Source organism: Sphingobacterium multivorum (assembly GCF_900457465.1).
Taxonomy (GTDB): domain Bacteria; phylum Bacteroidota; class Bacteroidia; order Sphingobacteriales; family Sphingobacteriaceae; genus Sphingobacterium; species Sphingobacterium multivorum.
The window spans coordinates 473904-493538 of sequence record NZ_UAUU01000009.1 but is presented as its reverse complement, the minus strand read 5'-3'; the positions used below and the strand labels follow the sequence as shown (position 1 = coordinate 493538).

Sequence of the window (19635 nt, the reverse complement as noted above, 5' to 3'; positions counted from 1 at the left end):
CTTATGCTAATTTACTGTTTCTGTTTTGATTTAACCAGTTATTATATCGGCGGATTCCTTTTCTGAGCGATTCTTCCGAACCAAATAGGTTCATCAACTGTTGCTCAAAGAAGGATTGCGCTTTGTTCATAAATACGTTGGAAAGCGTATCCGAAATAGGACCGTCGTAGGTCATTTCGACCGACAGTAAATTCTTTCTGCAGAGTATTACAGACGAAAAGGCTTTTAATTGATTGCCTTGGTCGAGCACCAGGAAAGGCATGCTTATGCGTGCTGTATCTACCTGCTTTTTGTTTTGTATTTCTTTGATAAGCGCTAAATCAGAAAGATCCACTTGTCTGATCAGATACGGTTGATGTGCAGTTGTCGCCATAAGAATAAATCTTTTTGCTAATTTAAGAAGGGTACAGGATGCTGTTTAGGTACAGAGTGCCGTTAAAATAGGGGTACAGAAAAAAATTAGGTTGCCCGGTGATTTTTGTAATTTCCATTTGAGATCTTTACACTACGAAAAGGATATCTCCGGATCTATAGATTATGAAGTAGTATGCACAGCTTATTTCCTTTATTTATCGCAATGATTGCGATCATCGTATTGATCGAAATGTGGGCGACCAAACTACGGGTAGCCTATCCCATTCTCTTGGTTCTGGCGGGGCTATTCATTAGTTTTATTCCCACTTTGCCCGTAGTGACGATTGATCCGGACGTCATCTTTCTCATTTTTCTACCGCCCTTGCTTTGCGAGGCTTCTTGGTCAATTTCGTTTAAGGAGATGAAGAAATGGTGGCGTATTATCGGGAGTTTTGCCTTCTTGGTTGTATTCTTTACGGCACTTTCTGTCGCGGTTGTTGCCAATTATTATATACCGGGGTTTACACTAGCGTTGGGCTTTCTGCTGGGAGGCATTGTGTCACCGCCAGATGCTGTCAGCACAGGAGCGATTATGAAATTTGTGAAAGTTCCCAAAGCTACTTCTGCGATCCTGGAAGGCGAAAGCCTATTAAATGATGCTTCTTCCTTGATCATTGTACGTTTTGCTCTTATTGCTGTTGGGACAGGTCAATTTGTATGGGGACAAGCTGCGGTATCCTTTATCTGGATGCTGGTCGGTGGTGTGGGTATTGGCCTGTTATTGGGTTGGTTTTTTATACAGGCACACAAGCGTCTACCGACAGATGCGCCCTCGGATATTGCACTTACCTTGATTGAACCTTACTTTATGTATTGGATCGCAGAGCAATTTCATAGCTCAGGGGTGTTGGCTGTCGTTGCCGGTGGCCTTTTGATGTCCGGTCAGCGGCTGACATTTCTCAATAGTACGAGCCGGGTGCGGGGGCTGAGTGTCTGGGAGAGTTTTGTATTTATCCTGAACGGTATCATATTTTTTATTATTGGATTAGATCTTCCGGAGATTGTTGCGGGTTTGCGGTCCAATGGAACGTCGCTGTTAGAAGCCATCGGGTACGGTCTTTTGGTAACGGGAGTATTGATCCTTGCTCGTATTATCAGCTCGTATGCAGCCATGATTGCTACCCTTATTTTTCGCCCGGGTGTGGCGCCAAGATCGAGATCTACCAAACAGCGTTTTCTAATGCCTCTTTTGTTGGGCTGGACCGGCATGCGTGGTGTGGTGTCATTGGCAGCAGCATTATCCATTCCTGTCTTTATGAATGGTGTGGATATTCCGCAGCGAAACCTGATCTTATTCATCACCTTTGTCGTGATCTTATCCACGCTCTTGATACAAGGGCTTACTTTACCCTACTTAATCAAAAGGACTAGACTATTTGAAACTTTTGGAGAAGAGCCCGAAGAGCAGGTCCGTAGTCGCATGAAGCAAGGGTTGAAACATCATGTTTACCAATTTCTAAAAGATAAACATGAGAAAGAGCTGCACAATCGTGATGTTATGGACCGCATTTTGAAACATTGGGAGGAAAAGGTGAATGCGGCCGATGATTCGTGGATGAATGAAAAAACGAAAGTGATATTTATGGAGCTTTTGGATGTACAAAGGGAGTATCTTCAGAAGCTAAACTGCGAGTAGACCATTGACGAGGGGATTGTTCGTTCGCAGTTATATCAACTGGACTTGGAAGAAGAGCGGTTGCGGCGGATTTAGTCATAGAATTTTATAAATGCCTCAGGGCAATAATGTATTTTTAACTAAAGGTTCCAATGAGGAGCCATGCTGAAATATGAAGGTAATTATAACAGGAGCCACCGGAATGGTTGGCGAAGGCGTTTTGCTGGAATGTCTACAAAATGAAAAGGTAACAGCCTTGCTGAGCATTTCCCGCCGGACTGCTGCCATTCAGCATCCAAAATTAAAGGAACTTTTGGTCGAAGACTTTACTAAACTTTCGCTATTTAGAGATGCGATTGCGGGCTATGATGCCTGCTTTTACTGTGCTGGCGTGAGTTCTGTGGGAATGAAAGAAGACAAGTACCGTTATATTACTTATGATACAACACTAGCTTTTGCAAAGTCCCTGCTGGAAATCAATTCGGAGATCAGTTTTATTTATGTTTCCGGAGGAAGCACCGATAGTACGGAGCAAGGCAAAGTGATGTGGGCTAGGGTTAAGGGTAAAACAGAGAATGATCTTGCCAAATTACCGTTCAAAAAGGAGTATAACTTTAGACCAGGAGCAATGACGACTGTTGCAGGGCAAAAGCATGCCAATCCCTTTGCTTTTGTGGCCAAAATAATCAAATTTTTTGCCCCTTCAGCAGTACTTTCCCTACATGAAGTCGGACGTGCCATGATACATGCCGTGGAAAGAGATAACGTTAAGAATATATTGGAGATTAAAGATATTCGGGCCCTTGCTTGACCGCTTTGTTAAATATTTATGTAGTAATCTGAATAATCCTGATTATTTGCAAATTATTTGACATAATTATAATTGGTTTATTCCTTCATAATCGGCCTTCTATTCAACTTGTTCGACCAGCTGTTGGCTAGAAATTTTCTCGAAATAGCTTTCCATCTCTTGGTTACACCTTTCTATAAACGTTTTTGTGCGTTTTTGCAATTCTATAATTGTTAGTGGATTTCCTTTATAATTTGCATTATATCTAAATTCCTGCTGTGCTTCCGTAATGTTTTTGAAGGCGTTAAGCTGATCTTGATGATCCAAGCAAAAAATGAAGTAGGCATCAGGAACTATCAATTTGCAGAGTTGCATGAGGAAAGTAAGGTTGACCCGTTGCGGTTTGTATTGAAGTACGGTATTGATTACGCCAAGACAAACTTGTTCCAGCGCTTGAGATAGCATAAAATATACTGCCTCTATACTTATTGCCGAGCAGTATTCCTCATAAGGCAAGTATAATGTGCGCGCATTATTATAGCGCGTCTTCCATTGTTGACGTACATAATCTAGATTTAGCTGTGGGGCAACGATGCTTTCCAGATCGATATTGGCCATGGATGTATTTTGCAACCAGATGTCACCTGCTTTCAGGAGTGAAAGAAAAAAGGGATGACCCTTTGAAAACTGTTTGCTGAAAACGGCTGAGTTTTCCAGGGCCAGCGTGAGCGACACATTGTTGGGAAGCATATCCGCAATGAATTGTGTTAAATTATTGAGTTCGCCATTTAAAGTCTCATAAGCAACAAAAATATAGTAGGAATGGGTGATGTGGTCCTTTTTGGCTCTTTGGAGCGCATTATGGTGTCTGTGATAATCAGAGTCATAACCAAAACAAGCAACCAAAGCAGGTGTACAATAACATTCAATTGCATTAAGAATAAGATCCCGAAAATTGGAGTTACAATAATTTTTTTTGTATATATCATTGTTATTTTTGTAATTTTCAACTTCGTTATTACTATTTTGAAGAATGGTTAGTTTTACCCTTATTTCTTCGTAGAGAAGATTGGAATAATCGTATATCCAGTTTAATGTATTGATCGCAATCTGATAGGCTGTTTCTAATACATCTTCATCGATAAAATAATCAAAGTGATATCGATAGTCGATGTAAGCCTTGTTAATTTTCTCCAAAGCTTGTTTTTTTTCGTTATTATCGGCTAGTGTACCGAGGCGATCGTCGAAAGCTCTGAGATAGTTTATATGGTTTTTTAAGGAATGGGACTTCTTATCCTCAACAACGAGGATATTTTCGGATGTTCGAAATGCAAGCTCCAAAGCTTGATGTAGCATGAATGCTGCGTGTGCATAATTTTTATGCTCAAAATAGAAATTGTAGCCATCAATAAAAGATCGAATCTTGCTCTTTTCCTTTTCGATATATGTCCGTGTTTTTTCGATGACTTCATCACTTTTATTATTGGGTAAGACAAGGGGAATCTCTTGCACAGGATTCTGATAAATGCGGTTTTCAGGTTGGCAAATAAGATAGGCCCGGCCTAAACCTTGATCCACTTTTTGTTGTATTTCGTGCGTGAAGTTCACATTGATATACACATTGGGATAGGAGCCAACAGTTTTGTTTATCAGACTGTTGGCGTCGGAAAATCGAATTCCGGCATTTGAGGTAAGATTGACCTGTAGCATCTGATACTTTTTACCATCGTGGTCAAAAGTCCATTGGTAGATTTCATCGACAGCAACAGCACGAAGGATTGCCTCGATAATAGGGTTAATATCGGTATTCATAATATGGGTTGAATAAATGGTTGTATTTAGTTTTACAAATTTCCTAAGCGATCGCCTTGGTAAATTTTATTTCATCTTTATTGGTAAGGAGATAGCAGAGCTCAATCAATTTTTGAAAGTTGAGGAGGAATTCAGGGATATCCAGATCCCCATAGTATACTGTGCCTTTGTTCAATACGAATCCTCTGTGCATGAGATCTGTAAGGTTGTCGCGCCAATCGAAAATTGGATAGGTAAATAGCATTTTAATGAGATAGTACTCTGGATAACTCGCTTCCAGTAGTGATAGAGCTGTGAAATTTCCAATTGTATTTTTGTCCCGGAATATATAATATAAGGAGACCTCTCGGCGTGGAGTTAATGCTATTTCTGCATCTCTATCAACAAACCAAAAGACTTCCTCGTATAAAATATCTAAGAGTGTTATTGACTGGGTAAATAGCCAAAATCTACTTTCAGGAATATATACTTTGAACGCATTATCCCAGCTTTTAAAGTCCCTCTCTGCTGATATATATAGGCTGTTAATGAATGCTTGCCAGTCCTGTAGATCTTCTCCTCCCAAAATGTTTTTGATTTTTTGGAGGGTCTCGGTCTTTTGTGGACTTTTCTTTATTTCACCTGTCAACGTGTTGATTTTTTCAGATGTTGGAGTTTCTTCCGCTAAATTTTCAGAAATTTCGCTCTTTACATTTTTTTCCTGATAAGATTCAGGGGTATTCGGCAGAATTGCATCTTCATAGATCTTTCCGAGAGCAGCAGCTAGACGTAGTAAGAATTCTTTTACAGCAAGAATTTCATGGCCGTTGTTGCCTAAAAAGCCGTTATCTCGGTCTCCTAAACTTATCCATAAATCATCAAGAATGCTGTACCATTGTTGTAAAGACTCGTAAGAAAAAAAACGGCTAATGCTGTCTGCTGCAGTATCAATATTGCTTGCCGATGAGTCTATTGCTAATAGCTGATTCCAGTAGTCTGAAACGCCTTTGTTGAACTTCAGCGGTTGTTCTATTGTTTTTAGTTTACATTTCCTAAAAATAACATAGGCCAATTCCACCTGTTCAATTAATTTTCTAGTGAGATATCCGGTAGAGGAACGTGGTGGGTTCATCTTTGCGTTTGAAGCCGCGTTAATTAGCGTATTTAGGTCCGCTAACCAGTCACGTATGGATGTTTCGCTTTCAAAGAACCCAATGAGATATTTCATCGGATCGTCGATGTGTTCTTGGGTTAAATAGCGAAAATGTTTCGCTTTTAGTTTCTTTTGCGTATTTTTCATCAGATTATATGTTTTAAAGTTGATGAAACTGCTGCTTGGGTTCATAATGATCTGTGCACTGATCTATAGCCCTGTTGGTTTCATTTGTTAGTTTTTGGTGAATGATGTGTTTATAATTATCAATAGTTAAGCTAATTTAAACACTAATTTTCAATTAATCAAATTTTATATTGATAATTATTGATTATGAGTTCTTTTTTAACGAGAATTAAAGTTATTGCAGATCGAGAAGGACTGAGCGTGACAGCCTTTGAAACTGCCGTTGGAGCTAGTAGAGGAGTATTTACACGTGCCTTAACCAACAATACAGATGTACAGGCGAAATGGTTAGTTAGTATTGTTGAAAAATATCCTGCATATTCTTCCGAATGGTTGTTAAAAGGCGAAGGTGAGATGCTAAAGCCCGTTCTTGCTCAGGAAGAAGAAAAGGAGGGTTATGTGACAAATGAAATTGAGGGCGTTACTAATGCCGTTGTCAACTCCTTAAGACAGGTTATATCGTCACAAAATATCACAATTAAATCTCAGGAGAAGACAATTATTTCGTTGGAGCGATTATTGTCAATTCAAGAGCAAGAAATAAAATCGTTAAGAAATAAATAAACAGCCAACATTTAAAAAAGCTATAAGTGAATGTAAAGGAACGTGTGCTGCTGATCGCTGAAACCAAAGGCATCAGTAAGACCGAATTTTTCAAAGATGTGCAACTTTCCTATGCAAACTTTAAGGGAGGGCAGAAAAATACTGCACTCAGTTCAGATGCTATGGTGGCTATATTGTCCAAACATCCTGACATTAGCCCAGCTTGGTTGCTCATGGGTGAAGGGACTATGATGCGAAAGGATGAGAAGGGGGCTCTCAGTGCTCTACCTGCCGAAAAAGCTCATGTCACTGCCGAAGGTCTTGGTATTTATAAACAGCTGGTCAATGCCTTAGAGCAAACGGTCAAGGCACAGGAAAAAACAATCCTCTCATTGGAAGGTCAGGTAAGTTTATTACAGCGCAAATAGCCACATTGCGTAGTTTAGAAACCAAACAATCTCCTGCCCAAAAAAAAGATACCTGATTCCGGTGATTTCATTGGCCTCCTTTTTGTTTTAATTTCGTTATTGCAACGGTGCGTGTTTGACCGGTAGCCAGGAAAAGTTTCTGTTGCATTTATTGATGTCTCGTTCCCTGCTGTTGATCGCAATGGAGCGACCACTGGTCATGTATTCAAAGAATTAATTTTATGCCAAAAAAAGGATTACTCATACTCTGCTTTTTTGTTAGTTGGTTTGTGCATCACGCAGTAGGACAGCCAGCGGGTCAACGGCCACTTTATACCTCAACATGGGGGCACCTTTTCCGTGAAGCAGGAAATAATAAAGACCTCTTGGGAGTTTTTCCAACAGAGGCACCTGTGTATCTGTTGGATTCCACCAACACGCATTACAAAGTGCAGGTGAATAATGGGGATATCGGTTTTATAGACCGTCAGCCTCTGAAAAGTGCCATGGATGGAAAAAGGTCTGCCGGAGAACCACAACAATATTTCTATCGCGGAACCGAAGGCGCTCAATGCCCACATTTCTATGTACAGGTCTCGCAATTGCGCGTGCGTAAGGCACCCAATACCACAAGTACCGCTGTGCGTAGGGCGGGGCTCAATGAAATGGTATGTATCGATTATGTGCCGCTCTACACAGATGGATGGGTCTACATCGGAGACCACTTCCATGAAAATCCGGAGTACATTCAGATGAAATTTTTGGGTGCTGAGTTAAGCTATGACAAGGTCCTTAAAGAATATTTGGCTGTCAAAGGGAAGGACCAGGAGGAAGAACTGATACAGGCAGGCCGTCTACGTGAAATCGGCTGGACGAAGTATTCCAAGTTAAAACAGGCGCTTACCTATTGGAAGGAATCTTACGACAAAGCGGGAAAAGTGGACCCCAAGGTTGATATCGATTTTGAACTGTTAATGGCCGATAAATTTCAACATGAGTTCCAGTCCGAAGTGTACGCAAAGAAACTGAAGGCCTTAAACTTCCATTTCGAATGGAAAGGAGTGTCTTTATTTGATGGTAAAATCACAGATGGACAAATGAAGCAACTGGCGCTGCAGGGGTTACCGAAATCCCCGATATGCCCGAATGTGGCTGGGAGCCGCGGTATTATTATAAAACACCGAATATGATCGTTGCCTTTGAAGAAAATTATAAAGGCAAAGTGGTCGGAACCTTGTATAAGCTATTTTTTAGTGCGGGTGAAGCTATTGTGTTGGGGGACCAGCGGATGGATGCCAATTATGCGGAAAGAGACTTTGTAAACCACTTTGGTGAACTGCTTTCGGCAGACTGGATTTCAACGCCACATACTTTCTATATTCAAAATGGCGATGCAGGATTATTTATTTTCAGATTTGTTGATGGGAAACTCGCCAGCTATGAGTGTATGTATTATTGTTGATATTCGGAAATAGCGTCGTGGTCACGTAAAGACCTCCAAGTGTCTGAAAATGTCCCTCGTTTGTGTCTTTAGTAGGGGTTTTATTAACCATGAGGAACAGGGATGCTCAAAAAAGTAAGGCCCTTTGAAAGGAGATTAAAATTCCGCTTTCAAAGGGCCTTTGTATGTTATTGAAAACTTAAATTACACTATTTGCATTTCAAAGAGTTGGGCAATATGGCCTTTAAGTTTCCCTTTCACGTCTTCCATATCAACTTCTTTGCCAAGCTCCCGTTTTAAAGACGTTACATCCTTATCGTCGATGCCGCAAGGAATGATGTTGCCGAAATAATCAAGATCTGTATTGACATTGAATGCGAAGCCATGCATGGTCACCCAGCGTGAAGCACGCACGCCCATTGCACAGATCTTGCGTGCAGTTGGTTTATCCGGTTCTATCCATACTCCCGTAAACCCGGGATATCTCCCTGCTTCGATACCATAATCCGCACAGGTCAATATGATAGCTTCTTCCAGTGTACGCAGATTACAGATGGATATCCGTAAAGAAGTTGTCGAGATCCAGTATCGGATAACCGACAATCTGTCCCGGACCATGATAGGTAATGTCGCCACCACGGTTGATCTTGTAGAATTTGGCCTCTTTCTCTTCCAGTCCTTTCTCATCTAGGAGCAGGTATTCCTCGTGCCCGCTTTTCCCTAAGGTGTAAACATGGGGATGTGCTGTAAAGATCAAGTAATTTGGGGTATTTGCTGCTGTTGCATTGACTCTATTGTCATGTTTGATGTCCAATACGCCCTTAAAGATGGATTCTTGTCTGTCCCAGGCTTCCTGATAATCGACAAGGCCCCAATCTTGAAACTGCACCTCTTTGTTCATTTCGTATTTTATTAAGCTGTGAACAGGTGTAAGGCCCGTTCACAGCATTGTTTGTCAAAATTAATACAATAAGTTATTGTAAGGGTAGCGTTCATTGTGCATTTTCACAATAATATCGTAAAGTTTTTGTTTGAACTCTTCGATATTCGTTTTATTCGTTGCTGATAGAAAGATTGCTGGATCAGAATTTTTTGCCATCCAGGAATTACGAAAATCATCCAACGTGACCTCGATTTCCTCACCATCGTGTCCTTCTTCGACGGCCGGTTTATAAAGGTCAATTTTGTTGAACACTGTAATCACCGGTTTGTCAAGTGCTTTAAGATCCTTCAATGTTTCGTTTACCGCCTGGATATGATCTTCAAAATTCGGATGCGAGATGTCGACCACATGGATCAGGACATCGGCTTCCCGAACTTCATCCAATGTGGATTTGAAACATTCCACCAAATGGTGCGGTAGTTTGCGGATAAAACCAACGGTATCTGAAAGCAAAAAAGGAAGGTTGTCGATCACAACTTTACGTACCGTCGTATCCAATGTTGCGAAAAGTTTATTCTCGATCAGTACATCAGACTTGGAGATCATATTCATGATCGTTGATTTTCCGACATTGGTGTAACCTACCAAAGCTACACGGATCATCTCGCCACGGTTTTTTCGTTGTGTCTCGTTTTGCTTGTCGATTGCTTTTAGGCGTTCTTTGAACAGGGAAATCTTGTCCAGGATGATCCGTCTATCGGTCTCGATCTGTGACTCACCCGGACCACGCATACCAATACCCCCGCGCTGACGTTCCAAGTGGGTCCACATACGGGTCAGACGCGGTAATAGATATTGCAGCTGTGCCAATTCGACCTGTGTCTTTGCCTGTGCAGTTTTGGCATGTCGGGCAAAGATGTCCAGGATAAGGTTGGAGCGGTCCAATATCTTGCGTTTCAATTCTTTCTCAATATTACGCAGCTGCGAAGGTGAAAGCTCATCGTCGAAAACAACGATGTCAATTTCCTCCGCTTCAACGTATGCTTTTATTTCTTCCAGCTTTCCACTGCCGACAAATGTAGCGCGATCTGGGAAGCCCAGTTTCTGTGTAAACATGCCTTTGGTCTCGCCACCGGCAGTCTGTACCAAAAATTCAAGTTCCTCCAAATATTCCTTTGCTTTTGTCTCCGTCACACTTGGCGTGATCACACTCACCAAGACGGCTGTTTCGGGTTTTATTGCTGTATCGTGTATTTTAATTCTGGCCATTTTGTACTATTAAGTCTTTCAAGTGAAGTAGGGAGGTCATTAAGCTTTGCAATGTATGCTATTGCCTACCTCTTGTTATACGTTCACTTTTTAAATTATTTTCAATGAGCTTGTAAGCCCGGTTTTTGTTTGAAAAGGTAAATTTAAGAATTTATGCGTTTGTACACCACACAAGACTGATGCCGATTATGACATAATTCTCCATTAACCAATAAATTTCCTGTGATTTGCTTACCAGGGCAACTCAAAATATGTAAGCGTTCGGTCGCCATCTTTTGCCTAGTAAAAGAAGGGATATTTTTCTATATCATGTTCATAATGATGCAAAAGTAAATAAATTTGGTTTTATATACAAAAAAGATAAATTGTCTTCAAGAACTAATAAAAACAATTCGTATCCTATTTATGTTGACGAGTGGCCTTTAGATCCCAATGCGCTCTATTTATTCACTTAAACACGTTATCGATTTATTTGCTGGCCCCGCTTTTTATTTCGAAAATGACATGCGATTAAGAAATCTTGTCCCAGGCAATGCCATCTGATTTTCTGGCGAGGAAGCTTCGCAGCAACTGATTCTTTTCGCTTTGTAGCGTTGGGTCTTCTTTGAAGATAGCAATGACCGTGTTGCGGCATTCTGTAAGCAATGCCTGATCTGTCGCCAGATTCGCCATCTTGAGGTCAAGTACACCCGATTGTTGCGTGCCGGAGATGTCGCCCGGGCCACGTAACTGTAGATCGACTTCTGCAATTTCAAATCCGTCATTGGTACGCACCATGGTATCCAGCCTTAATCGTCCTTCTTTGCTCAGCTTATTGCCCGACATCAGAATACAGAAAGACTGTTCAGCACCACGGCCTACACGGCCACGTAATTGATGCAGCTGGGATAGTCCAAATCGTTCGGAATTTTCAATGACCATCACCGATGCATTGGGAACATTAACGCCCACCTCGATAACGGTAGTGGCAACCATAATCTGTGTTTCGTGTTTGACAAAGCGCTGCATCTCAAAGTCCTTGTCCTTTACAGGCATCTTGCCATGAACAATACTGATCTTGTATTGTGGTAATGGAAATTCAAGTTGTAAGTTCTCCAAACCTGCTTCAAGGTAGATCAGGTCCAGTTTTTCGCTTTCCTTGATGAGGGGATATACCACATAGACCTGTCTTCCCTTGGCGATCTCCTCACGCATAAAACCAAACATCCGTAAACGGGAGCTTTCAAAAAAGTGAACAGTCTTAATCGGTTTACGCCCAGCAGGTAATTCGTCAATTACAGAGATGTCCAAGTCGCCATACATGGTCATGGCCAATGTGCGTGGAATTGGTGTCGCTGTCATGACCAACATATGCGGTGGAATGACATTCTTGCGCCAGAGTTTGGCCCGTTGTTCCACGCCAAAGCGGTGTTGTTCGTCAATAACAACGAAGCCCAGGTTCTTGAACTGTACCTTATCCTCGATCAGGGCGTGGGTGCCAATTAAAATATCTAAGCTGCCATCTTCCAGTGCCTGGTGGATCAAACGGCGTTCCTTTGTGCTTGTGGATCCTGTAAGTAGCTTGATATTGACGATGTCATCGCCCACGAGCTGCTTTAGTCCATGATAATGCTGTGTCGCCAGGATTTCTGTAGGAGCCATCATACAGGCCTGAAATCCATTGTCGACAGCAAGCAGCATGCTCATGAGGGCAACAACTGTTTTCCCGGAACCTACATCGCCCTGTACCAGGCGGTTCATCTGCGCACCTGTATTGGTATCTATGCGGATTTCCTTTACAACGCGTTTCTGCGCTCCTGTTAAAGGAAATGGAAGGCGCTCGTTAAAGAACGTGTTGAATTTTTCACCGACTTTATTGAACCGCTGGCCTCTAAATTTCTGTGTGTTGAGCTGCTTGTTGTTGAGCAGCTTCAGCTGAATAAAAAATAGCTCTTCAAATTTGATGCGTTTGATGGCCTGGTTCAGCTCCTTTTGATCGCTTGGAAAATGGATGGAAGCAAAAGCCTGTTGCCTGGAAATGAGACCATGTTTAGCAAGCACATCCTGGGGAAGCGATTCGTCAATACTACGGAATACGGTTTCCAATGCAGTCTGTTGTAAGCGTTGGATTCCCTTGGTATCCAGATTAAACTTTTTGAGTTTTTCTGTCGATGAATAAACCGGCTGTAAACTCATATTGCCGATCTGTTTTACCTGCGGGTTATACAGATCCATTTCGGGATGGGTAATGGATAGCTGGCCATTGAATTCGCTCGGCTTGCCATATATAATATAGGCGGATCCGACTTTCAATGATTTTTGAAGCCAGGGGATGGACTGAAACCAGACCAGTTCCATGGAGCCGGTCTCATCTTTGAATGAGCCAACAAGACGTTTCGTTCTCTTTTCGCCCACGAGCTGTAAAGAAACCAGACGGCCCAGCACCTGTGCAGCCATCATATCGGGATGAAGTTTCCGGATTTTATGAAACTCCGTACGGTCGATATAACGGAAAGGGTATTGTGTCAATAGATCGCCAATGGTAAATACCTGTAGCTCTTTTTTGAGTACATCTGCTTTTTGTGGACCTACACCTTTGAGGTATTCTATCGGGGTAATTAAACGTAATTCAGCCATTCTTCTTGATGGCTAAATTACGAAAAATTTATGCGTTTATGGAGCTGTTTCTTAGGCTCGAGTAACTATTTTGAAGCGGATTCTTCATATTTAATGTCCGCTTTTCCTTCTTTACAGATCACGCCCAATGGTTTGCGATAAGATATACAATTTATTTTGGGCGCCATCATTGGTTGGTATATTTCCATTAGTCGGTTGTTGTCATTGATCATGTTTTGCAAGGTTGTTTTGTCAACGGATTTATGATAGGGGAGGTAACTTGTTCCACATACTGTCCGTATTTCTATCATTTCCCATTCTGTGGCATCACTACATGCTTTAGGGCTCGCAAAGGCAATGATTTTACTGTATTTTTCATCGGATAGGGATTCGAGTTCCTTTTCTGTTTTGTCCTTGTAGGGATTTTCTAAATGTGATTCTGATTTACAAACAACAAATAGCATGCAACATGCCAGGAGGGTGATAAAACCCAGGATTGAGAGATTTTTCATAATATTCTTCTTGGTTTTTTTAATTGAACGGGTAATTCTTTATCTCTGCTACAGGAACTTTCTATTAAGTTTTTGTTAAGAGAAATTTGATTTTGAAATCTTTTGTGGTTGATTTCTGTTGTATTGTAGGTTTAAAACAACATTATTTAGTTGACTTTGTAATATAGTTACAACAATCTGGAAACTTTGATTAACTTTCAAGACATCATAAAAAAGGGGCAATCCAGTTATGGATTGCCCCTTTTTGAGATTTATCTCGGCTAATCTCTCGATTAGAAATTACCCTTATTTACATCCCACCAAAGTCTGGTACCGCCGTTGTCAGGTCCGCCCAACAAGGAGATTGCAGATTGTACTTCAGGTGCATTTGTATTGTATTCATTTTGTGGGAACGGTAAACGACGGATCAGTATTTTAGTATCGATCAGTCCACCGCTATTGTTGACCACAACAGGGAATAGACGCGGATATCCTGTACGGCGGAATTCACTCCAGGCCTCTTGTCCTTCAGGGAAGATCGCCAACCATTTTTGCGTAATGATACGTTCCAATTTTTCTTCGTTGGTAGCGCCCTCATTCCATTTGATGGTCAGTGCGCTAGGTGAAGCTGCGTTATTCTTCGCGTTGAAAGGATCCTCGTAAGCCGCTGCCTTACTTGTATTATCATTGAGATAAGTGCTTAACCCAGCTGATACACCCCATTGTGTAAAGGACGTTTCCACTCCTTTTTCATAAAGTGATTGCGCTGTTCCCCCAGCATTGTTCCAACCTCTCAATGCTGCTTCAGCACGGAGGAAGTAAACCTCAGCAGCAGTCATTAATATCGGTGCTGTAGTCGCTACGAAAGTTGGCGTTGTACCTTCAGTATTCAATGCGGATAGCTTTTGGTATTTATCCTTTTCGATGCCGTCTGCTCCTGCACGGATTCCGATATATTTTCCCGCGAAAGCTGTTGTTGTTGCGTCTTTATACATCGGATTGTTTGTCGTATGGAACAGTATTGGAGGTGCCTACTTTACTATAGGGGATAGGACCATAGATATCTGTCACTCGGCTGGCAGCTTCTACTTTGATCACCAAAGCCGAACCCCATAATGCAGGGTAAGTCTCTGCAAGTCCATTGCTTTTTAGCTTTTCAATAGATTTGATAACATTCAAATAGAGTACTTTAAATGGTTCTCCATTCCATCCATTTACCATGGCGTAATTCAGGTTGTTCTGCCCGCTATTAAACGGAGTAGGAGACATGAAGAAACCTGAAAATACATCCGCATTTAGATTCTGTTGTACCTGATAGGAATTGGGATCGCCCGCGCCCGAGAAATTGTAAATAGACATCTGTGCATTTCGCAAGAAAATGACAAGATCTTGGCCATCACCTTTTAAATCCTCATCCGTAACGCCAATGTTATTTTTGTTATAGTCCTCAAAATTCTTGGTACAACTACTTAAGGTGCCGCCAAGCATTAAAAAAGCGAGTGAGAACTTGGATATGTTTTTTATGTTAAATTTCATCTTTTAATCGTTTGTATTTTAAGACTATATAAAATATCCTCCTCATTTTTACCGATATATGTGTTTTTTAACGAGGGATATTTCATTGTTGGTCGTTTAGAAAGTCGCATTTAGTGTAAGACCATAATTACGTGTTGCCGGCATCATAAAGATATCCACCCCACTTAAGGAATTACCTGTAGACATCGTTACTTCAGGATCGAATGGAGCCTTTTTCGAAATATAGAATAGGTTTCTTCCTACAGCATTTACGCGAAGTTTTTTGAAGAAACTGTCTTTAATATTGAAGTCATAACCGAAAGTCAATTCACGCAACCGCACAACCGTTCCGTCGTAAATATATTGGCTGCTAACCGGACCCATACCAGCCGTGGAAGTGTACCATTTTTCGGCGTCCACTGTTGTTACGGCTTTACCGCTTGGTGTAACCCCATTGATGCTAACACCGCCATTGGCACGGGCGTCGCCACTCGCTTTCGAGACACCGTAACCGTCAAGCAACGCTTGCGTCACGGACATCACTTCGTAGTCAAATTTACCATCGATCAGGAAGCTTAAGTTGAAATTTTTATAATTGAAACTGTTGTTCCAGCCCATTTGCCAAATTGGGTTTGAATTCCCGAGTTTGGTATAGGTGTTGTTTTTCTGCGGAATACCGTCCTCGGAAATAAGAATCCTTCCTTGGTCGTCACGTATAAAATCTTGCCCATAGATGTCTCCGAAAGAACCACCAACTTGCAATTTAGATGCAAAATTATTACGTCCCTCACCTGTTAGGGTAAATTCAGAAATACCGTCTGCAAGTTTTACAATTTTGTTTTTATTATACGTAAAGTTGAGGCTGGTTGTCCATTTAAAATTGTCATTTCTGATCGCATCCAATGATACCAATGCTTCTACCCCTTGATTTTGAATGTCGCCGGCATTAACTGCATACATGTTGTTGAGGGATGCATTTCCAGCTGCAATTTTGAAAAACTGATTGGTGGTGTTTGTTTTGTAATAAGTAACATCCACATTCAAACGGTTATTCCACATGCGCCATTCCGTACCGATCTCCAAGGAAGCCGTTTTTTCTGGTTTTAATTCCTTCAAAAAGGCAATATCATTCACGGTTAGTACCGCATATGGGTCTACCCGGTTGGTAAGCAAGGTAGTGTAAGGAGGAAGATCATTTCCGACTTTTGCGTATGAACCCCGAATTTTGGCCATATTCACAAATTCAGGTAGATTAAGCTTGTCGTTCAAGACGATGCCCAAACCGACCGATGGATAAGCGTATGGGTTTTGTGGTGTATAGGCCAATGTGCTCGACCAATCCCAACGTGAAGTCAGATCCAAATAAATCCAGTTGTCATAGGCTAAGTTAGCCGATGCAAATACCGATTGCAATTGTCTTCGGTTTGCAGACAATGTCGAAGTGACCGGAGTTGTCGTATTTTGGATAAAGAACTGATTGGGAACTTTGAGTCCATCTTTGCCGCTGGTAAAATCTGTACCTTCTGTTTTCCAGTCGGTGATACTCGTTCCAACCAATCCTGTAATTTGTAATTTATCGCCAATATTAAAGTTCATGTTGGCCGTTAAATCACCGTATTGTTGGGTGATCGTGGTATTGGTATAGCTATAAGCTCCATTTTCACGCGCTAAAATGTGCTGTGTGCCGGCATAAGCTTTCCGGTCCCATACTTCGCTGGTACGGTCTACACTACCGCGGGCCTGCACGCTGATCCAAGGTGCAATTTTGTATTTCGCACTACCATTCAAGAGCAAACGATTACGTGTTGAACGTGTTGAATTACGGTTCATAATCCACCAAGGATTTTGTTGGGTGGTTTCGTCGTCCGAAAGTGTAAACCAGTTTTGATCATAAAGATTACGGCCTGTGTTGAACGTTTCGAAATTTTTATAATCCGCAATATTTAAGCTGCGAGGTAATAGGTAGGTTCCCACTAATGGATTATAATAGAAACCTGAAGTAGGTGCATTATCTAATTTTTGCGTAATGTAATTGGCACTTCCTTCAACGGTCAGCTTATTATCAAAGAATGAAGCACTTTCCTTGAGATTGAAGTTGTGACGCATCAGGTCATTTTCTGGAAGAATACCTTTTGCAAGGGTATTGGCATAAGAAAAATACGTTTGGTTTTTCTCGTTACCACCTGACAAAGTCAATGAATTGGTGAAGTTGCTACCCGTACGGAAAAATTCACCTAAGTTATCATAGTCGGCACCATTGGTTTTGTCGCCCCAGCTAAATACACTGGTGTTACTGTTTTTGCCACCTGAACCTTGACCATATTGGCTTTGGAATTTAGGTGTCGATACAGCCTGTTCGATCTGTGCACTTGAGGAGAAGTTGATCGTTGTGCGGCCTTTTTTACCTGATTTCGTTGTTACTAAGATAACGCCGTTGGCCGCTTGGCTACCATATAATGCCGCCGCGGATGCTCCTTTTAATACGGAGATATTTTCGATGTCTTCTGGGTTGATCAATGAAATAGGGTCGCCACCATCACGTTGTCCGCCGAAAACGTTGTCTGGCTGGCTTGCTAATGTCTGATTGTTGATCGGAACACCATCGACAACATAAAGTACTTGATTGTTCCCAGAAGCCGATTTGTTACCACGCAAAATAACTTTTGCTGAACCACCTGGTCCAGAAGAGCTGGAAGCAATGTTAACACCTGCAACTTTACCGTTTAAATTATTCGCCAAGTTGGTGCTTTTAACTTTGTTTAATTCGTCACCACTGACCTGTTGTGTAGAGTATGTTAATGATTTTTGTGCACGGCTAATACCCAAAGCAGTAACGACCACGCTTTCCAGTTGCTGTGTCTGTTCGTCCAGACTTACCGTCACTGTCGTTTCGCCAGGACCAAGAGTTACCGTTTTGTTTTCATAGCCGACCGTACTGATGTTTAATATGCGGTTTTTGTCATCGACATTGATCTGGAATGCAACTTTAACGTCCGTAGAACTTGCGTTGGAAGTGCCCAATACTTTGATCGTGGCACCTGGAATAGGAGCTTTGGTTTTAGCGTCTACAACCGTTCCCTTAATCTGGTTGGTTTGCGCGTGCAATAAAGATGCTGAAAAAAGCATTGTTGGAACAATACCTAACACCCTTAATGTAGAGTATAATTTGTTATTCATATAGTATATGTGTTATATTCAGTTTTTATATACATATTTTCATAACGGTGAAATTTCTAATGAAATGGGCTAATTCCATTTAGCATTTTTGGTTAGAAGAGGGGGATATTGAATAATCGGGGGGCGAAATAAGTGATTATTTATAATAGTATAAGCTATTCAATACCTAGTTATAGGAAGAAAGAGCGGTGTGATTTCCCTTAATAAAAATCTAATTTACTATAGTTGAGCAAAAATCAAAAATTTTATGAAACAAAAATGATACATGTCGGAAGGTTTTTTGGTGTAATTTGCTTGTAGTCACTGAAATGTGCGGTTTGTCATTTTTTTGAACAGCGATAGTGATTTTGTCTTTCACGATAAGAAAGATGTGCCCTATGTGATTTCAGACCATTTACTTGACTAAAAAGCTATTGCCGGATATGCGTTGATCTATCGTTTAGCATGTACCCTTGATATGGAAAAAGCCTCTTTGATGTTTTTGATATTAAATAAGATAATTGCGAGGAGTATAATTCCATATGCAACATACTTAATTGGTGAAACAGGTTCTTGAAAATAAGTTACTGCTAAAGTAAATGCGATCAGTGGGTTAATATAGAGGAGAACACCGGTTGTTGTCGATGAAATACCAATGAGTGCATACATGCTCAGGAAAAGGGGGATGATCGTGAATAAAGACGCGATAAGAAATATTGTGCCCCAAAACAGAGGTTCAGCAGGGATTGCATGATGATTATAGATCAGTTTAGGGATTACAAACAAGGCACATATACTGAGCTGGACGACCAATTGGTGGAGTTTGTCAAACCCGGTGGAAACCCATTGCACAATTAGATAGAAAGCGTAACAGGTGGCAATGGTAGCCGCCCAGAGGACATCGTTTAACGAGCCATTAGCCAGCAGGCAGACGCTGCCGAAAGCAATAAAAAGCGCTATTTTTTGCCAAAGGGTCAATTGTTCCCTGAGTATGATATAGGCTCCAGCTGCGGTGATGAGTGGGCAGGTCAGGTAAGCCAATGCGGCAGACTGGATGCTGATATGGTTGACGGCATAGATATAGGTAAACCAATTTCCAAAGATTAATCCCGAGGCCAGCAGGGTAAGGCAGATCTGACGAAGCTTGCCCGTCCGAGGTAGGAGCCGGAACTTATGGATATCAGCAGTCATGGTTTTTCTGCGGAAAAGCAAAAGATAAATCCAGAGTACCAGGAGCGCAGTGATTATTCTAAAATACAGAATATCTTCGGCAGGATAATCCCTTATCCACCGTACGGGGATAGACATAAATCCCCAGATGAAAGGGGCCAAAAAAGCCGCGAAAAGATATTTTCCGCGGCTTGCTGTTTCGTTGCTGTTTTCCAC

Annotated in this window: 16 protein-coding genes and 1 pseudogene; 6 read left to right on the top strand and 11 right to left on the bottom strand. The window is 41.4% G+C overall.

The window, feature by feature from the left end; genetic code table 11:
- Window position 1: 1 nt before the first annotated feature.
- Entirely contained in the window at window positions 2-373 is a 372-nt protein-coding gene (locus DTA23_RS13675) for a hypothetical protein (RefSeq protein WP_112375059.1), read from the bottom strand.
- A 174-nt stretch (window positions 374-547) separates the two neighbouring features.
- On the opposite strand from DTA23_RS13675, the gene DTA23_RS13670 reads away from it, so the two are divergent.
- Together DTA23_RS13670 and DTA23_RS13665 are read left to right on the top strand one after the other, a co-directional pair.
- Entirely contained in the window at window positions 548-2050 is a 1503-nt protein-coding gene (locus DTA23_RS13670) for a Na+/H+ antiporter (RefSeq protein ID WP_239468774.1), read from the top strand.
- A gap of 151 nt (window positions 2051-2201) precedes the next feature.
- The gene (locus DTA23_RS13665) at window positions 2202-2840 is read left to right on the top strand and encodes an NAD-dependent epimerase/dehydratase family protein (RefSeq protein ID WP_112375058.1); all 639 of its coding nucleotides are present in this window, start codon (window positions 2202-2204) and stop codon (window positions 2838-2840) included.
- Between the two features lie 99 nt (window positions 2841-2939).
- Here the strand turns inward: DTA23_RS13665 and DTA23_RS13660 are convergent, their stop codons facing one another.
- Both DTA23_RS13660 and DTA23_RS13655 read right to left on the bottom strand, forming a co-directional pair.
- On the bottom strand, window positions 2940-4631 hold the full coding sequence (locus DTA23_RS13660; protein WP_112375057.1) for a HEPN domain-containing protein: 1692 nt from the start codon (window positions 4629-4631) through the stop codon (window positions 2940-2942).
- A 43-nt stretch (window positions 4632-4674) separates the two neighbouring features.
- Window positions 4675-5910, bottom strand: coding sequence for a hypothetical protein (locus tag DTA23_RS13655; protein ID WP_112375056.1), 1236 nt, complete (start codon window positions 5908-5910; stop codon window positions 4675-4677).
- Between the two features lie 186 nt (window positions 5911-6096).
- Between DTA23_RS13655 and DTA23_RS13650 the strand changes: the two genes are divergently transcribed.
- The 4 genes from DTA23_RS13650 to DTA23_RS13635 all read left to right on the top strand — a co-directional run bounded on the left by DTA23_RS13650 (window position 6097) and on the right by DTA23_RS13635 (window position 8361).
- Window positions 6097-6513 carry a hypothetical protein gene (locus tag DTA23_RS13650; RefSeq protein ID WP_070561335.1) on the top strand — a complete coding sequence of 139 codons (417 nt, stop codon included), beginning with the start codon at window positions 6097-6099 and terminating at the stop codon, window positions 6511-6513.
- Between the two features lie 26 nt (window positions 6514-6539).
- Window positions 6540-6920, top strand: a complete 381-nt coding sequence (locus DTA23_RS13645) for a hypothetical protein (protein ID WP_112375055.1) — start codon at window positions 6540-6542, stop codon at window positions 6918-6920.
- 221 nt (window positions 6921-7141) lie between these two features.
- Entirely contained in the window at window positions 7142-8089 is a 948-nt protein-coding gene (locus DTA23_RS13640) for an SH3 domain-containing protein (RefSeq protein WP_112375054.1), read from the top strand.
- A complete protein-coding gene (locus DTA23_RS13635; protein WP_112375053.1) occupies window positions 8086-8361 on the top strand; it encodes a hypothetical protein in 276 nt (91 codons plus the stop codon). Before DTA23_RS13640 ends, DTA23_RS13635 begins: the two co-directional genes overlap by 4 nt.
- 183 nt (window positions 8362-8544) lie before the next feature.
- On the opposite strand, the pseudogene lipB reads toward DTA23_RS13635, so the two are convergent.
- The 8 genes and pseudogenes from lipB to DTA23_RS13600 form a co-directional block, all read right to left on the bottom strand.
- Window positions 8545-9241: pseudogene (lipB, locus tag DTA23_RS13630) on the bottom strand (lipoyl(octanoyl) transferase LipB).
- Window positions 9242-9301: 60 nt separating this feature from the next.
- Window positions 9302-10492: a GTPase HflX gene (hflX, locus tag DTA23_RS13625; RefSeq protein ID WP_046672676.1), complete on the bottom strand. Its 1191-nt coding sequence runs from the start codon at window positions 10490-10492 to the stop codon at window positions 9302-9304.
- A 510-nt stretch (window positions 10493-11002) separates the two neighbouring features.
- Window positions 11003-13108, bottom strand: coding sequence for an ATP-dependent DNA helicase RecG (gene recG, locus DTA23_RS13620; RefSeq protein WP_112375052.1), 2106 nt, complete (start codon window positions 13106-13108; stop codon window positions 11003-11005).
- Window positions 13109-13173: 65 nt separating this feature from the next.
- Complete coding sequence (locus tag DTA23_RS13615) at window positions 13174-13599, bottom strand: hypothetical protein (protein WP_070561326.1); 426 nt, start codon at window positions 13597-13599, stop codon at window positions 13174-13176.
- Window positions 13600-13871: 272 nt separating this feature from the next.
- On the bottom strand, window positions 13872-14573 hold the full coding sequence (locus DTA23_RS29160) for a SusD/RagB family nutrient-binding outer membrane lipoprotein (protein WP_239468773.1): 702 nt from the start codon (window positions 14571-14573) through the stop codon (window positions 13872-13874).
- A complete protein-coding gene (locus DTA23_RS29155) occupies window positions 14566-15114 on the bottom strand; it encodes a SusD/RagB family nutrient-binding outer membrane lipoprotein (protein WP_239468772.1) in 549 nt (182 codons plus the stop codon). The genes DTA23_RS29160 and DTA23_RS29155 overlap by 8 nt, the downstream gene beginning before the upstream one ends.
- A 96-nt stretch (window positions 15115-15210) precedes the next feature.
- Window positions 15211-18270 (bottom strand): SusC/RagA family TonB-linked outer membrane protein, encoded by a 3060-nt coding sequence (locus DTA23_RS13605; RefSeq protein WP_112375051.1) that lies wholly within the window; start codon window positions 18268-18270, stop codon window positions 15211-15213.
- A gap of 432 nt (window positions 18271-18702) precedes the next feature.
- Complete coding sequence (locus DTA23_RS13600; RefSeq protein ID WP_070561320.1) at window positions 18703-19635, bottom strand: EamA family transporter; 933 nt, start codon at window positions 19633-19635, stop codon at window positions 18703-18705.

Bases quoted from the DNA above. Each gene is read 5' to 3' on its own strand.
- DTA23_RS13675 (WP_112375059.1), bottom strand. From the start codon at position 373: ATGGCGACAACTGCACATCAACCGTATCTGATCAGACAAGTGGATCTT.
- DTA23_RS13670 (WP_239468774.1), top strand. From the start codon at position 548: ATGCACAGCTTATTTCCTTTATTTATCGCAATGATTGCGATCATCGTA.
- DTA23_RS13665 (WP_112375058.1), top strand. From the start codon at position 2,202: ATGAAGGTAATTATAACAGGAGCCACCGGAATGGTTGGCGAAGGCGTT.
- DTA23_RS13660 (WP_112375057.1), bottom strand. From the start codon at position 4,631: ATGAATACCGATATTAACCCTATTATCGAGGCAATCCTTCGTGCTGTT.
- DTA23_RS13655 (WP_112375056.1), bottom strand. From the start codon at position 5,910: ATGAAAAATACGCAAAAGAAACTAAAAGCGAAACATTTTCGCTATTTA.
- DTA23_RS13650 (WP_070561335.1), top strand. From the start codon at position 6,097: ATGAGTTCTTTTTTAACGAGAATTAAAGTTATTGCAGATCGAGAAGGA.
- DTA23_RS13640 (WP_112375054.1), top strand. From the start codon at position 7,142: ATGCCAAAAAAAGGATTACTCATACTCTGCTTTTTTGTTAGTTGGTTT.
- DTA23_RS13635 (WP_112375053.1), top strand. From the start codon at position 8,086: ATGATCGTTGCCTTTGAAGAAAATTATAAAGGCAAAGTGGTCGGAACC.
- hflX (WP_046672676.1), bottom strand. From the start codon at position 10,492: ATGGCCAGAATTAAAATACACGATACAGCAATAAAACCCGAAACAGCC.
- recG (WP_112375052.1), bottom strand. From the start codon at position 13,108: ATGGCTGAATTACGTTTAATTACCCCGATAGAATACCTCAAAGGTGTA.
- DTA23_RS13615 (WP_070561326.1), bottom strand. From the start codon at position 13,599: ATGAAAAATCTCTCAATCCTGGGTTTTATCACCCTCCTGGCATGTTGC.
- DTA23_RS29160 (WP_239468773.1), bottom strand. From the start codon at position 14,573: ATGTATAAAGACGCAACAACAACAGCTTTCGCGGGAAAATATATCGGA.
- DTA23_RS29155 (WP_239468772.1), bottom strand. From the start codon at position 15,114: ATGAAATTTAACATAAAAAACATATCCAAGTTCTCACTCGCTTTTTTA.
- DTA23_RS13605 (WP_112375051.1), bottom strand. From the start codon at position 18,270: ATGAATAACAAATTATACTCTACATTAAGGGTGTTAGGTATTGTTCCA.